This window comes from Corynebacterium sp. HMSC08A12 (assembly GCF_001807485.1).
GTDB classification, from domain to species: domain Bacteria; phylum Actinomycetota; class Actinomycetes; order Mycobacteriales; family Mycobacteriaceae; genus Corynebacterium; species Corynebacterium evansiae.
On record NZ_KV789172.1, the window covers coordinates 15,566 to 30,072 of the forward strand.

The window sequence follows — 14,507 nt, forward strand, 5'->3', positions numbered from 1 at the left end:
CTACGTCCTCTCGTCACTGCTCGATGTTGTCTTGGTTGGTCTTTGTAGTGACGCCCCCAAGCATCCCTTCGAGCTCGTCTGCAGACAGTAGTGTACGCGGTTCATAGGTTTCATTTGCCGCGACATAGTGGAACGCAGCCCGGACGTTCTCGGCGGGTACTTCCACCCCCAGTTTCGCGCTGAGCAGTTTCGCCCAGGCGAGCCTGTAGACGGCCAGCTGCATGGCGGCTGCGTCCATGTCCGCACCGGCGGGTTTGCGTCCGGTCTTCCAGTCCACGACGATCCAGCCCGCGGTGGGGTCGTCGCCATCGTGGAAGACCGCGTCGATGCGGCCTTCAAACACGTGGCCGCCGATGGTGACGGAGTACGCCCCTTCCACGCTCTCGGGTTGGCGGTCGGCCCACTCGGAGCGCAGGAAGGCATCCTTCAGCGTTTCGAGATACGGGTCTTCCAGGGTTGCATCGGAGGCGCCGGGAAGCTGATCTTCGTCCAGCAGGCTGACCTGCTTGTAGCGTTCCTCCACCCAGTTGTGGAAGGCGGTGCCGCGCTTGGCATAGGGCTTCGGTTCCAACGGGATGGGACGGCGGGCACGCAGGGCGAACTCCTGGTCGTCCTTGCGCAAGCTCACGGCTTCGGTGGCGGTCATGCGAACGTTCAGCGGAACCACCAGCTCGGCATTATCCATTGCCGAGAACTCCTCGAGTAGCAGGTTCGTCTCGAGGTCCCAGGCCTCGGCAAGGGTGGTCGGCGCTTCGCCCGCAGCGGCGCTTGGCTCGGGCCGGTGCTGTGCGTGTTGGGCGTGTTCTGCACGATGTGCGGGCATGGCCGCGATTTCCTTGCGCACCTGTTCGGCGGCTTCGGCCACACCGGGGCTCGCCATTGCGGGCGCGGGGCTGGGCCAGCTAGCGCCGGTGGATACGACGGCATCTCGTTCCTTGCGATCCTCTTGAAAGCCCAGGCGCTCACCATTGAGCTGCGGGGTGGGCAGCATGAGCTTGTCCTCAAGGGGCAAGTCTGGGTTCTGCAACAGCTTATCCAACTCCGAGTAGTACTTGCCCATGTCGGACCAGTGCTCCACGCTATCTGCAGCGCCGCTTTTCTCGAGGTACTCGCGCAGCAGGGTTAGGCATATGGATGGGTCGTTACCTTTGTCCGTGGACGCCTTAAAGGCCGATCCGCTGACGTACAACACCCGCTCGGAACGGGTGATAGCCACGTAAAACAGTCGGTCGTTTTCCTTGGCGCGGAAGCGGTTCACCTGCCTATTGAACTCTTCGTACGCTTTGGTGTGGTCCCCTCGATCCTTCACGTTGGCCATCGAGAGCACCGGGTACGCCCCCGGTTTGTCGTCGGAATCACCGCGCAGGCTGCTCGGCATAACCCTTGCGTTGGTGGTCCACGCGGATTCGCTTCGTGCCTGGGAGTAGTCTCCATAACGTTCGCGTGAGGCGTGCGGCACGGCGACGATGTCCCATTCCAGCCCCTTGGCCTTGTGAACAGTGAGGATCTGCACAGTGTTGTCCTTTTTCTGCACCTCGCCCGGGTCCAGCCCGCCTTCTTCCGATTGAGCCGCCAGTAGGTACTCCACCAATGCCTTTGGGGTGGCGGTACCGGCGCGGGAAACGTCTCGCACAATCTGCGCGAACTTATCCAAGTGGCTGGTGCCGATCGCCTGCTCGGGGCGGCGGTGCCAGCGGGTGAGGACTTCCGTGCGGACTCCCAGCATCTTCTCGATGTCCGCCACCAAGTCCGGCAGGTTCTTGCCCAGGCTGTGGCGGCGCAGGTATCCAAGCTCTCGGCCTAGCAGTGCAAGTCGCTTCGCACCTTCGGCCGACATGCCCATCTCCTCGGCATCGGTCAGGTCGGCGAGCGCATCGATCAGTCCAACGGAGAACTCCGTGGCATTCGGAATGGCCTCCAGCACTGCCTCGATCAGCTCGTCGCGCACTCCAGGAGTTCGAAGCAGCTCGATGTTTTCCTGGCGCTGCCGTTCCATTGCAGCGTCGTCGACGGCCCCCTCTTCCCCGGCTCCGCGTTGAGCGATCTGCTCTGCCCGGCGCGTAAGAATGGCAAGGTCGGCTGCACCGATGTTCCACCGCGGTCCGGTCAAGAGGCGCAGCAGAGCCACGTCATCCGTCGGATCCACCAGCACGCGCAGGGTTGCGAACACGTCCGCGACCTCGGGAATGTCCAGCAGTCCCGGCCCCGCGGTCATGTCCGCGGGCACCCCGCGCTCTACTAGTTTTTCGTAAATCGGCACTGCGTCCTTGTTCACCGTCACCAGCACAGCGGCGGAAAAGGGCTTGACCTTCGTCGGGTCGTCGGCCATCTCCAGTTTCCGTTGGTAGTCCTCCCACTGCGACTGCAACTTGTCAGCGAGCCAGTCGAGTTCCTGCTCCCGCTCGTCGAAGAAAGCCACCGCCGTCTCGCCTTCCGCAGCACCGGGGCGCGGGCGTAGTTCGGAGACCAGGCGCCCGGTGCTTTCGGTGCTGCGCTCCATGGACCATGTAGAGATCTTGTTGGCCATGTCCAGCACCGTGGTGGGGTTGCGCCAGGAGGTCAGCAGCTGCAGCTTTTCGGCGGGCTTGCCGTTCGCATCGGGGAAATCGGTGCGGAATTTCTCCAGGTTGGAGGCCGTTGCCCCGCGGAATAGGTAGATCGACTGCATGGGGTCGCCCACCGCCATCGCGGAAAACTCGCCATCGCTTTCTTTCTTGCCGCCGAACAACGATTTCAGCATGATGCGCTGGGCGTGGCCGGTGTCCTGGTACTCATCCAGCATCACCACGCGGAAGCGGCGCCGCTGGTCCTGCCCCACTATCTTGTGGGTTTCCACTAGCTGCGCGGCCTTGCTCATCTGCTGGCCGAAGGTCAGTAGATCGCGCTCCTGCAAGGTTTCGCGGAACTGTTTCACCAGCGTCAACAGTTCGGTGCGATATTGCTGTGCTTTAAGGAAGTCGGTGTTAGCGCCGGTGAATTCATTCTTGCTTCTCTTACCCTTGGGCAGGTCCTCCAACAGCTTCTTCGCCGCCGCCGTGCTTTCCTTCTCGACCTCTTCGATGCTGGCCAGGTGGTTATCCATCTCATCCGACAGAGCACACACGTCCGCGATCACGCTGGGAACGGCCTTTTGCGCGCTTAATGGACTGTTGGAGTTGACCACCACATCGCGAGCCACCATCCACCGTTCGGCGTCCGTAATAAGCCGGGCGGCTGGCTCCGAGGGGATCAGCAGGCCGTACTCGCGGACGATGTCCCCCGCATAGGAGTCATAAGTCGCCACCGCCGGCGCAATATTCTTTAGCACCTCCCGCCGAGGATCATCTGCCGACAGCTGGTCCATGAAGGCGCTTTCCGCCAGGGTTTGCAGGCGCTGGCGGATGCGCTCGCCCAGCTCGGCCGCGGCCTTGCGGGTGAAGGTCAGGCCCAGGATCTGCTCGGGCCGAGCATAGCCGTTGGCCACCATCCACACGGCACGCGCCGCCATGGTTTCAGTCTTGCCCGCGCCGGCTCCGGCGACGACCAGGAAGTTGCCGAACGGCCCGGCCTGGATAACATCCGCCTGCTCGTCGGTCGGGGCGAACTTCTGCCCCATCAGCTGGGATAGCTCCTGAGGGCTGAAGATGTGTCGGTTGCTATCCATTTAAATCACCTGGTTCCCTTCGTCCTGCGCGGGGCAGATCGCCTTGAAGTCGCAATACCTACAACCGTCATTCAGCGTGGCCAGGTATGTCGGACCCGCTGTCACCGGAGCAATCTCCAAAAGCTTGTCGTGCACTTCGCTCAGTTGATCTTCCGTCAGCTGTACCTGGTCTCTTTTGGTAATCGACGTGGTCTGAGCCCCCGGGTACACCAGCCATGCACCGCCGGGGCGGTACTTTTGCCCGCCGCCTCCGGGGCGCTCGTTCAGCGTCAGCAGGAACTGGTATGCACTCAGCTGCGGGCTTTCCGCCGACGTTTTATACGAAACTGCGTTCTTGCCGGTCTTAAAGTCAATCACTTGCGTCAGTCCGTCCTCCGGGTTCGTCACCAGCAGGTCGGCGCGTCCGCTCAGCGTCACCTCGACCCCGTCGGGTGTCTGCCCGACGCGCGCCCGTAGCGTTCGCTCGGTCTCGAGCTCTTGGCCCCTGTAGCTGGCAATGAAGTCGTATAGTTTTTTGACGCCCTCTTCCCAGCGCGCCACCGTGTGCTTATCCTTCCACGCTGGTCCGTCGAGCACGTGCGGCAGGATTTCGCGGACGGCCAGCTGTGCCTCGTCGAGTTCCATCCCCTGCACAATCTGCTCGGCGACGGCGTGAATGAGTATGCCCACGCGCATCGGCTCGGTGGATTCGCTCACCCCTCCGTTACTGTCCAGGAACGTACGTAAGGCACAGGTGCTCCAACTCTCCAACTTGGAGGGGCTCAATCGGATCTTGTCGCCGGCCAGCACGCGCGCGTCCGTGGAGGGTTCCGCCATGCCCCACCAATCTTCGGGAGCTGCACCGTGCACTCCGGCCTGCGCCATCTTGGCCAGGTTCCGTGCTGCCGCACGCCGCTCGTGGCCGGGGCGGTTGGGGTCGGTGACGGCATCACGCAGCTCCGCCAGCAGCGATTCGATGGCCAGCACGCGCGGCAGCGCGCCCGCCCCGGACCCGGAGACCTTGCTCCTCGCGGCAGCTTCTGCCTCGTCGGTTGTAGCCAATTCCGTGGGCTCCACGCCCATCTCGGCAATGAACCTTGAGGGCACCAGCGCCTCATCGCCGGAGTTCCGCACGCAGGTCACGTGCACACTGTCGGTCGCGCGACTGAGTGCCAGCAGGAAGAGCCTGCGCTCCTCCTCGATGGCATCGTTGATGCGCGCCACCGGCACGCTCGGGTCGATCCCCCGGTCCAGTAGGTCCACAAGCTCCAGCTGGCCGAAAAGCCCGCCGACGGTCGGGCCGGTCGGCCACTCGCCTTCTTGCACTCCGGCGATGGCCACCACCTTCCACTGGCGCCCTGCAGCCGCGTGGGCGGGCAGGATTTCCACGGCCCCGGCGCGCACGCCGCGCTGGTCGCGCCCGCCGGTGGGCACCTTCTGGGCGCGGAGGTTCTCCACGAAGCTCTCCACCTGCGCATGCGGGTTGCGCTCCGCGAAGTCTCCCAGAATATCGAACAGGCTCATCACCGCGTCCAGATCCGCGTCGGCCTGCGCGCCGAGCGATCCACCCTTCAGAGCTTGCGCACGCAAGTGCATGTCCAGCTTGGTGGCCTGCCAGATCTTCCACAGCACCATCTCCGTGCCCTGGCGGTTCTTCCAAGCCTGCCGCCCAGCCTCTAGCACGGCAGATACGCGCTGGATGACCTCCTGCTCGCGGGGTCCGCAGTGGCCAAGAATCCACTGATTGTCCGGATCGTCGGGGTGGTTCAGCAGCTCCGTGACGTAGTCCGCGGCCTGGAAGGGCCTGCCATCCTCGTGAGCTCGCAGCGGCTGCCCGGCCATCTGCGCGGAGCGGATGGCCAGCGCCACCGCGCGGTGTACGCGGCGCACCATCACCGGGTCCGCGCCGCCCACGCTGCCTTCCAGCACAATGTGCATCTCCGCGACAGTGAGATCCCGGTAGCTCGCCTCTGCGACCAGCAGCAACATCCGCACCAGGGGTTGTTCCGCTAGCACCACGGAAGTCGGATCCACCTTCACGGGCACGCCGTAGGCCATCAGTGTCCTGCGCACCCGCGCGATACTTCCGGTGCCGCGCACGATCACCGCGATGTCGTCCCACGCGACCTGCTGTTCGATGTGTGCACGCCGCACCACATCCACAATCTTCAGCCGCTCCGCAGTCTCGGTCGGCGTAATCGTCACCTGCACAGTCTCGGCGCCTGTGGAGCCTCCACCTGCCCCTTCCCCCGCACCGGCAGAGCGCAGCTCCACGCGGCTCGGCTGCGCACCCAAGTGCCTACGGAGGGCGTTCACGGACTGGGCCGCAGGTGGCGTCAAACGATAAGAAGCACTCAAAACCACCCGGTGGTCCGGGTCCTGCGAGTAGGAGTCCAGGAAAGCCTCGTCCGCACCGCGGAAGTGGAAAACGCACTGGTCCGGATCGCCCGCAATGAGGGTACGGGTTCCTGGCACCATGAAGCTCTCGATCAGCCGGGCAGAGGCTGGGTCCAGATTGTGCGCGTCGTCGACCAGCAGCAGCTTCACCTTCTCCCGTTGCCGCTCGACCAGCTGCTCGCCTTCCGGCTTCTCAAAGGCCGCTAAGGTCGCGTGCAGCAGCTCGGAGGCATTCAGGCTCTCCGAACGGCTCAGACGCTGGACCTGCTGGTACTCCTCCTGGAAATGCCCCGCGGCCTCCCACATCGGCCGGTCGTGTTCGACCCCTAACTGCTGCAACTGCTTAGCCGACAGACCACGCTCGGTGGCACGCAGCAGCAGATCACGCAGCTGCTGGGCAAAGCCCGCGTAGCCCAGCGCGGGTACGACGTTGGCGGGCCAGTACCGGTTGCCGTCCTCCTCGGTGCCCCGCAGAATCTCCCGGATCTGCATGTCGTGTTCCGCACCCGTGATAAGCCGCGGCTGCTTCTGCCCGCGCAGAGTCTGCACGCTGCGGTAGAACGCGAAGGCCCACGAGTGCACCGAACGCACAAACGTGCCGGACGCAGCGTAGTCGCCCTCCCCCGCCATGCGCTGGTACAACGCCGCACGCACGGCCGTCGCCGCCTCCTTCGACGGTGCGAAAAACATTATTTCGGACGCCGATCCCCCCTGCAGCAGGAAGTCCCGCGCCGCAGAGATCAGCAGCGACGTCTTGCCCGTGCCCGGCCCGCCGAGGACCGCGTAGGGCCGGGCGTAATCCACCTGCGTCGACCCCTCGACCAAGGCTCCGGCCAGACCGTCGAAAGCCTCCGTTGGCGGAATCCCATCCGTGGGGTGGCCCAGCCGTACCTTCGGTTTACCGCTGGCTCCGAGGCGTTTTTCGAGATCGTGGTTGGGGTTTATCGGCGGGTTGTTGTGAGTGCTCTTTAGGCTGTCGTGGTCCATGGCTCTAAGTCTGTCATGCGCCTTGGACAACCTCCCGCCGAACACCTTTTTCGTGTTCGATTACGGGCGAGGGCCTCGATTATGGGCGGCGACTAGTCTTCCCGCTTCGCTACCCAGGCGGCCACAACGTCGGCCACGCGCGCCAGCCCCTCCCACGATTCCGGCTGGGAGTTCGGCAGCATGGCGTGCAAGAACAGCCGGTACATCGCCGCCCGCAGCACCAGCTGCGCGAAGTCGGGCAGGTGCGCCCAGCGATCCAGCAGGGCATCCGGCGCGTTACCCCAGGCCATCGTGTCCACGATCAGCAGCGCGACGCTCCAGGCCGCCGGGTGCCACGCCGGGTAAAGATCCGTGACGATGGGGTCGGCGGTGCCGTCGAAGATGGTGCAGCCGGCGATGTCCCCGTGCACCAGCTGGTCGTCCTCCACGATCGGTTCGCGCAGCTCGGCCAGGTTTGCGGCCTTCACCAGGGCGGCGGCCGCGTCCTCCCGCGGCACGCTCTCGGGCGCCAGCACCGGGGTGACCCATTCCGCCGGATCCTCGGCGAATGCGGCCTGGTCCGCCGCGGCAAACAGGTCGTGTTCGTTCCACTTCTCCCCTGCTACAGGCGGCGCCAGGAACGTCGGCTTCTTTTCGCCACGCAGTGCCTCGTTCAGGCGCAAGGCGGCCGCCACCATCTCGTCGAAGCGCGGCGACTGGTGGCCGGACATGAAAGTGCGCGCCCGCCAACCGGACACGCTAAAGCGCCCGTCGGAGGAGAAGATGGGTCGCGACATGGAGACCCCCGCCGGGCGCACCTTCGACATGATCTTGGCAATCCACGCCGCCCGCGCCGGCTCATCCGCCCGGGAGATCACCGCCCGGTCGCAGCGCCACCCCTGGCTCCACTCCTGTTCCAGCAGCACCGGGTGCGCCGAAGGCACCTGGAAGCTGGCCAGAATGTGTGCCGGCGGCGGGGAGTTGAAGTCGCTATGAGAATCTTCGTTGATCATGTGCTCGCTTATTTGCTGTTCTTGTACCCAAACGGGAACACCCACGGGTTTGCCTTGCAGGTGTTCGGGTTGTCCTTGAAGGCCTTGTCTGGGTTGATCTTATAGATCTCGGCGTTGTTCAGGCTGATGGTTTGTTGCATCATGATCGGCGCCAGTGCGCCATCCTTGGAACACGGCACGTGGGCTTTGTGCCCGATGCCGTGGCCGACCTCGTGGTTAATCATGTACTGCCGATACGCGCCCAGATCCCCCTCGAACGGGATGGCGCCGCGCACCCAGCGCGCCTCGTTGAGCACCACCCGCCCCTCGCCCGGGAAGTTGCAGCTGGTCTCAATGCCATAGCTGTCGCCACAGGTCGCGGCAGTGGTTTCCGGCGAGGTCAGCTGAATCCGCATATCCGGCTTCTTCCCCTTCGGCAGCTTCTTTTCGTCCACGTGCTGGAAGGAATACTGCGGATCGCCCACCCACGACTTCGGGTTGGCCAGGGTGGCGTCCACCATCGCGGCAAAAGCGTCGTCACCGCCGTAGGCCGAGGACTTCAGCGTCGTCTCGACCTCCACCACGTAGGTGAACTTCTTCTTCCCTTTGCCGAAGGTCTTGCCGGGCTCGCCGGCGGTGCGGAACTTCCCGCTGCCCTTCTTCGTGTACTTGCCGCCCGGGGGCAAGGAACCGAACTTCAGGTCCTCATAGTCGCCGATTTCGCTGCCGTTAGAAGAGCCGCCGTCGTCGCTGCTGGTAACCGCGACCTCACCGGTGGCCTGCGTGTCCTCCTCGTCACCCAGACCATGCAGAATGCTGTACATGACCAGCAGGGTCACCAGCACAAATGCGACAGTAATCAGTATTACGCCACGGAAGCTAAACCGCCCGCGCTCGGGCTGCCTCATATCTGCGCCCGGTATTTCCGGCGCGGACTTCCGCGCCGGCGGGATGGGGTGGCGCTTCACGTTACTGCCGCTACTCATACAGCTAGTCGCTGCCTGCTTAGCTTACGAAACCGACAGAGTTCTTGGACTCTGCGCCGACCTCTACGTAAGCGATCTGTCCACGTACCAGCACGTAGCGCGCCCCCTTGGCGCCTTCAATGGTCAGCGTCTCATTCTCGCCGGAACGCAGGAAGTTCTCGATCTCTGCCACGTACTCGTCCTGGGACTTGGCCTGCTCGCTCTTGGTGTCGATGGCGATAGCCAGCTCGCGGGCGTTGTGTACGAATCCGACCTTGATCTGCATGGGAAACCCTTCCTTCATGTTCGTTCTATACTCACGTGCAGTATTGTGACCATCATAGCTATCAGGTCGAGCAAGGAAGGCAGGTGCTGCAGGTGCTGATGCCCTCTGCGTCTTCTGGATCCTCTGCCTCCCGCCCAACCTTCAGCTCGCTCGGCGTGGCCGCGGAAATCACGGAGGCTCTGGCCACGGCCAACATTACGCGCGCCTTCGCCATCCAGGAATACACCCTGCCCATCGCGCTGAAGGGCTCCGACGTTATCGGCCAGGCACGCACGGGTATGGGCAAGACTTTGGGGTTCGGCATTCCTGTTCTCGATCGGGTTTTTGATGACGCCACCATCACCGCCCCGGACGGCACTCCGCGCGCCTTGATCGTGGTGCCTACCCGAGAGTTGTGCCTGCAAGTCACCGACGACCTGACCCTGGCCGCCCGCAACTTGCGTGTGCCGGTGGGGGCCGAGGGGGCGTCCCAAAGAAAGAAGAGCAAGACCCGTGCCCTGCAGGTACAGGCGGTGTACGGCGGCGTGGGCTTCGACGCGCAGACGGCGGCCCTGGAGCGCGGCGTGGACGTGGTCGTCGGCACTCCGGGACGGCTGCTGGACCTGGCGAAACAGGGGTATTTGCAGCTGCAGACGGTCGAGATCGTCGTGTTGGACGAGGCGGACGAGATGCTGGATCAGGGGTTCCTGGACGATGTGCGCGACATCATCACGCAAACCAGCCCGCAGCGACAGACGATGCTGTTTTCCGCCACCATTCCGGGACCGATTGCGGCGCTGACTAGGACGTTTATGCGGCACCCGGTGCTGATCCAGGCGGATAGTGCGGCGACGGAGGCAACCCACGAGTCGACGAAGCAGGTGGTGTTCCAGTCCCACAAGCTCGATAGGCTCTCCGCACTCGCCCGTATTCTGCAATCCCCCGGGAGGGGCCGCAGCATCGTTTTTGCCCGTACGAAGCGGCAGGCAGCGGGCGTGGCCGAGGAGCTTGCCAAGCTGGGCTTCCGCGTGGGCGCAGTACACGGGGACATGCGGCAAAAAGACCGCGAAGAATCCCTGGACGAGTTCCGCCGCAACGAGGTGGACGTGATGGTGGCCACCGACGTGGCGGCGCGCGGTATCGACATCGAGGATGTCACGCACGTGATCAATTACCAGGTGCCGGACGACGAGCGGACCTATGTTCACCGCATCGGCCGTACGGGGCGCGCGGGCAACACGGGCACGGCGGTGAGCCTCATCGGCTGGGACGAGGTCGCGCGGTGGAACGCCATCAGCGACGCCCTGGGGCTGGACTTGCAGGACCCACCACAATGGTTCTCTTCCAGCGCGGAATTTCTGGCTGAGTTCAACCTTCCCGACGATGTTGGCGACCGGGTGGGGGCACCGCGCGGCGTGAAAGGTGCAGCTCTGAAGGTGAAGAAGTCCCGCAGGAGGCCGCGCCCATGAGCCGGCGCATCCCCTCCCCCGAGCGCGCCCGTCGCGGCGACCACATCGTCGCAGCCGCGTTGGCTTGCGGGCTGCTTGCCCTCGGCGGGATCACGTGGCTGGATTCCGACGCCCGCGAGGTGGACCACCGGGTCGCTGATCACCCGATCGAGGCCGAGGACAAGACCCTTGCATCCTCCGACTCCGCCAAGGGCGACCGGCAGATTCCAGAGCATCTGCGCGAGCTGTGGGAAGCGAGGACGGACTCCGCCGGCCTGGTGGTGGATCAGGGTGGGGTCGTTCTAACCTCCGGCAACAAGGCCACGATGGTGCGGGGCGACGACGGCACCGAGGTCTGGCACTATAAGGCACCCCACGACCTGTGCGCCATGGCGGCGAACTGGGGCAAGGCGAATCTCTTCTTGCAGGGCCCCAAGGGATGCGGACAGGTAGTGGCGCTGGATAGCGGGACCGGCGAATACCGCCACACCCGCGACATGCTGGCCGCCGACCACGTGGAGTTGTTCCAGAGCCGGGACAACATCGGGATGCTCTCCCCCACGCGCACGGAACTGCTGCGCTCGGACGCAGTGCGGCGCGTGGAGGTCGGCGACAAGCTGACGGCAGGCAAGCCGAACAAGCAGGCATACACCGAGTGCACCTTTACCTCCGCACTGACGCGCAGGGATCTGCTAGTTACGGCGCAGACCTGCCCCAATAGCGAGAAGAAGCTGATCCGGCTGCTTAAGACGAACCCGGAAGACTCGGATGCCCCGGAGAAATACCACGAGTACGAGGTCCCAGCGGACAGCGAGCTGGTGGGCGTGGGGCTAGACCGGGCGGTGATCTACGCTCCCGGCAACGGCACCCGTGCGAAGGACGAGAACGATAACGAAGGGTCGCGCTTCCAGGTGCTGGATAAGGAAGGCGACTTCCAGCAGTTCCCCGCCGACCCCGCCCCGCTACTGGATCCGCAGCAGCGGGATGGCACGCTGTTCCGCGCCCAGACCGCGGATTCGGCGCACCTGATGAGCTGGTTTGATGGCACCCGAGTGGTTACCTTCACCCCGTCAACCATGGAGCCTGCGTTCCAAGTTAATGGCGCAATCGGCCCTGCCGCTCCTATGGGCGGGCGGCTGCTGGTTCCCACCGCTAAGGGGATTGCAGTGGTGGACTGGGATAACGGCAAGGTCCTGCGCACGATCCCAGTGGATCGCAAGGGCTACACCGGGCAGGTGACGCTCAAGCTGGCGGGTGAGGTGCTGGTGGAAAAGCGCGGTGAGTCCGTCGTGGCGCTGGGGGATGCTGACGCTGGGTAAAACTGCCCATTAACCGCTTTCCCCTGGCATACCAAATCATTTTCTTGTGATGTTCGTCACAATTTGAGAAAAAGCTCTAGCCAAACTGGCAATAACGTGCCAAAATCATCCAAGTAACCGATAAGAGACCAAAAGGTTAACAACAAACCAACAAGGTCTTAATCGCAAGGCGAGAAGCCGCCGCGACCCCCTCTACACACAGGTCTGCACGCCACTTCGCCACCACCACTTTTGCCTGAATTTACCTAGAGATTCTCTAGGTCAATTCGTCGAGCCCAACTTCGATCACCGGCCAAAGTGCCCACACCGACTGCAAAGAACCGAAACGACGCACCTTCGGACATCCTTTGTCTGAAAAAATAGAAGGGAAACACAATAATGGATTGGCGCCACAAAGCCGTTTGCCGTGAAGAAGACCCAGAGCTGTTCTTCCCCGTTGGAAACTCCGGCCCCGCCCTGGCTCAGATCGCCAAGGCCAAGCTGGTCTGCAACCGCTGCCCCGTCGCTTCCCAGTGCCTGAACTGGGCCATCGAGTCCGGTCAGGATGCCGGCGTGTGGGGCGGCATGGCCGAGGACGAGCGTCGCGCACTGAAGCGTCGCACCAACCGTGGCCGCACTCGTACCCGCAAGCGCATCACCGTTTAAACCCCAGCATTTTATTCAGCTATTTTGTCCAGCTACGCGCCCCCGCTAAGCTGAACAGGTTGAAACTGTCCCCTTAAACACCAAGGAGCTGCACAATGAGCAAGCGTGGCCGCAAGCGCAAGGATCGTCGCAAGAAGAAGGCTAACCACGGCAAGCGCCCGAACTCTTAAGCCGTAACTCAAAAAGGCCGGCAGGAGCACCGCAGAAAACGGTGCCCGCCGGCCTTTTGCTTTGGCTCGCTACTCCTCCACCCGGTAGCTAATCACCCGCAACTGCGTGCAGATCCGCGCCCGCAGCTCCACCGGGGCGGGCTGGCTACAACAGCTCCGCAGCAGGTCGCGCACCTGCTGCTCGAGTCCCAGCTGCCGCAGGCACTCCGGGCAAGCGTCGGCGTGAGCGCGCAAACGTTCGCGGCTCTCCCAGTCGGCGTCACCATCAGCCACCTCGTACAGGGCATCCAGCAGGTCGTCGCAGTCCGTCTTTCGCGAATTGTCTTTGCACATGTGCTCTTATCCCTTCGCTTCCGTCAGCTTGTTCTGAGCCGTCTTGTTCTGCACCGTCTTGTTTCGTGCCGCCTCCGTCACAATCCCGTGCTCCGCCGCCACGTCCTTCAGCTTGCTGCGCAGCTGCTTGCGCCCGCGGTGCAGCCGCGACATCACGGTGCCGATGGGAGTGTCCATGATCTCGGCAATCTCCTTGTATGCCAGCCCCTCAACATCCGCGTAGTACACGACCATGCGGTAGTCCTCGCCCAGGCTCATCAGGGCATCCTGGATGCGCTTATCCGGGATGTTCTTTAGCGCCTCCACCTCGGCGGATTCGAGCCCCACGGAGTCATGCTTAGCAGTCTCGGCCAGCTGCCAGTCGGTCATCTCGTCAGCACTGGATTCCGTCGGGCGTCGCTGCGCCTTGCGGTAGCTGTTGATGTACGTGTTCGTCAGGATTCGGTACATCCACGCCTTTAGGTTCGTACCTTCCTTGAAGGAACCAAACGCCTGGTAGGCCTTCATATACGCATCCTGCACCAGATCCTGCGCGTCGGCCGGGTTGCGCGTCATCCGCACCGCCGCACCGTAGAGCTGATCCAGCAGGGGCAGCGCGTCAGCCTCGAATCTTTGCAGCAGCTCGTCTGCAGTATCATCGCTGCGTTTCATTCGCTCACCTCTCACCTTTCTTCCAACGCAATTCTATCGCCGGTTCATTCCCACCAGTTCCGGGAAGTTGTTCGCCACGGTGCCGACCTTCCTGTCCGCCTTCCTGCTGTGTACTTCTGTTCCCTTGTTTGGTGACGCCACCAGCTCCGCCCCTGCGCCCTTCAGCCAAGTTTCTAGCTCGTCGCCCACCAGGATCCTGGGCATGCGGCTGTGCAACCATTCGAGTTCCGGCAGGGCCGCGACGGTAATGATGGTGCCGTAGAGCTTGCCTTCCACGGCCTTGCACAGCCCGGCGGCGTATAGGGGGTGGCCGTCGGTGGCGGTGGTGAACCAGGGTTGCTTCTTGCCATCCTCCCCGACCGTCCACTCGTACCAGCCGTCCATCGGGAAGGCGCATGGCAGGGAGCCGGCGAACAGGGGCTTGGAGAATGCGGTCTCTCCCCGCGCGTTAAACACCGTCTTCGGCGGATAGCCCCAGCGTGCGGGGCCGATCGCGGCCTCGCTTCGAAACTCCCGCACGATGGGCACCTCGGTGGTGGGCGCCACGTTGTAGTTGGCGGGCCACTCCCCGGCCCCGGCGCGGGGTATGCGCGAGGCTCCCAGCCGTCGTTGCAGGTCACCCGAAAGCTCTTCTAAGGAGCTGAACAAAACGTATCGGCCACACATACTCGCCCATTATGCCCACCCCACACTTCTTTTCCAGCGAAAAAGTGAGACAATGTGGGTATGTCTGC

General features: G+C 63.5%; 12 protein-coding genes. 4 read left to right on the forward strand and 8 right to left on the reverse strand.

Annotated elements, in window-relative coordinates:
* Positions 1-13: 13 nt before the first annotated feature.
* The 5 genes from HMPREF3166_RS04205 to HMPREF3166_RS04225 form a co-directional block, all read right to left on the reverse strand.
* Entirely contained in the window at positions 14-3,643 is a 3,630-nt protein-coding gene (locus tag HMPREF3166_RS04205; RefSeq protein WP_070487814.1) for a UvrD-helicase domain-containing protein, read from the reverse strand.
* Positions 3,644-7,006 carry an ATP-dependent DNA helicase gene (locus HMPREF3166_RS04210; RefSeq protein WP_070487815.1) on the reverse strand — a complete coding sequence of 1,121 codons (3,363 nt, stop codon included), beginning with the start codon at positions 7,004-7,006 and terminating at the stop codon, positions 3,644-3,646.
* A gap of 92 nt (positions 7,007-7,098) precedes the next feature.
* Complete coding sequence (locus HMPREF3166_RS04215; protein WP_049049840.1) at positions 7,099-7,998, reverse strand: TIGR02569 family protein; 900 nt, start codon at positions 7,996-7,998, stop codon at positions 7,099-7,101.
* An 8-nt stretch (positions 7,999-8,006) separates the two neighbouring features.
* Positions 8,007-8,963: a DUF3152 domain-containing protein gene (locus tag HMPREF3166_RS04220; protein ID WP_070487816.1), complete on the reverse strand. Its 957-nt coding sequence runs from the start codon at positions 8,961-8,963 to the stop codon at positions 8,007-8,009.
* Between the two features lie 19 nt (positions 8,964-8,982).
* Positions 8,983-9,246 (reverse strand): DUF3107 domain-containing protein, encoded by a 264-nt coding sequence (locus tag HMPREF3166_RS04225; RefSeq protein ID WP_080971939.1) that lies wholly within the window; start codon positions 9,244-9,246, stop codon positions 8,983-8,985.
* Positions 9,247-9,326: 80 nt separating this feature from the next.
* Between HMPREF3166_RS04225 and HMPREF3166_RS04230 the strand changes: the two genes are divergently transcribed.
* The 4 genes from HMPREF3166_RS04230 (at position 9,327) to HMPREF3166_RS10430 (ending at position 12,789) form a co-directional block, all read left to right on the forward strand.
* Entirely contained in the window at positions 9,327-10,676 is a 1,350-nt protein-coding gene (locus HMPREF3166_RS04230) for a DEAD/DEAH box helicase (RefSeq protein WP_070487872.1), read from the forward strand.
* Positions 10,673-11,974, forward strand: a complete 1,302-nt coding sequence (locus HMPREF3166_RS04235; protein WP_070487817.1) for an Rv3212 family protein — start codon at positions 10,673-10,675, stop codon at positions 11,972-11,974. Before HMPREF3166_RS04230 ends, HMPREF3166_RS04235 begins: the two co-directional genes overlap by 4 nt.
* A 378-nt stretch (positions 11,975-12,352) precedes the next feature.
* Entirely contained in the window at positions 12,353-12,619 is a 267-nt protein-coding gene (locus HMPREF3166_RS04240) for a WhiB family transcriptional regulator (protein WP_005293852.1), read from the forward strand.
* Between the two features lie 95 nt (positions 12,620-12,714).
* On the forward strand, positions 12,715-12,789 hold the full coding sequence (locus HMPREF3166_RS10430) for a 50S ribosomal protein bL37 (protein ID WP_011274008.1): 75 nt from the start codon (positions 12,715-12,717) through the stop codon (positions 12,787-12,789).
* Positions 12,790-12,858: 69 nt separating this feature from the next.
* Here HMPREF3166_RS10430 and rsrA read toward each other — a convergent pair whose 3' ends face one another.
* Genes rsrA through HMPREF3166_RS04255 form a run of 3 tightly spaced genes read right to left on the reverse strand, consistent with a single transcriptional unit; the run spans position 12,859 to position 14,439 of the window.
* On the reverse strand, positions 12,859-13,122 hold the full coding sequence (rsrA, locus tag HMPREF3166_RS04245; protein ID WP_035004292.1) for a mycothiol system anti-sigma-R factor: 264 nt from the start codon (positions 13,120-13,122) through the stop codon (positions 12,859-12,861).
* A 6-nt stretch (positions 13,123-13,128) separates the two neighbouring features.
* On the reverse strand, positions 13,129-13,773 hold the full coding sequence (locus HMPREF3166_RS04250) for a sigma-70 family RNA polymerase sigma factor (protein ID WP_049049837.1): 645 nt from the start codon (positions 13,771-13,773) through the stop codon (positions 13,129-13,131).
* 33 nt (positions 13,774-13,806) lie between these two features.
* Complete coding sequence (locus HMPREF3166_RS04255; protein ID WP_035004296.1) at positions 13,807-14,439, reverse strand: SOS response-associated peptidase; 633 nt, start codon at positions 14,437-14,439, stop codon at positions 13,807-13,809.
* Between the last annotated feature and the right edge of the window lie 68 nt (positions 14,440-14,507).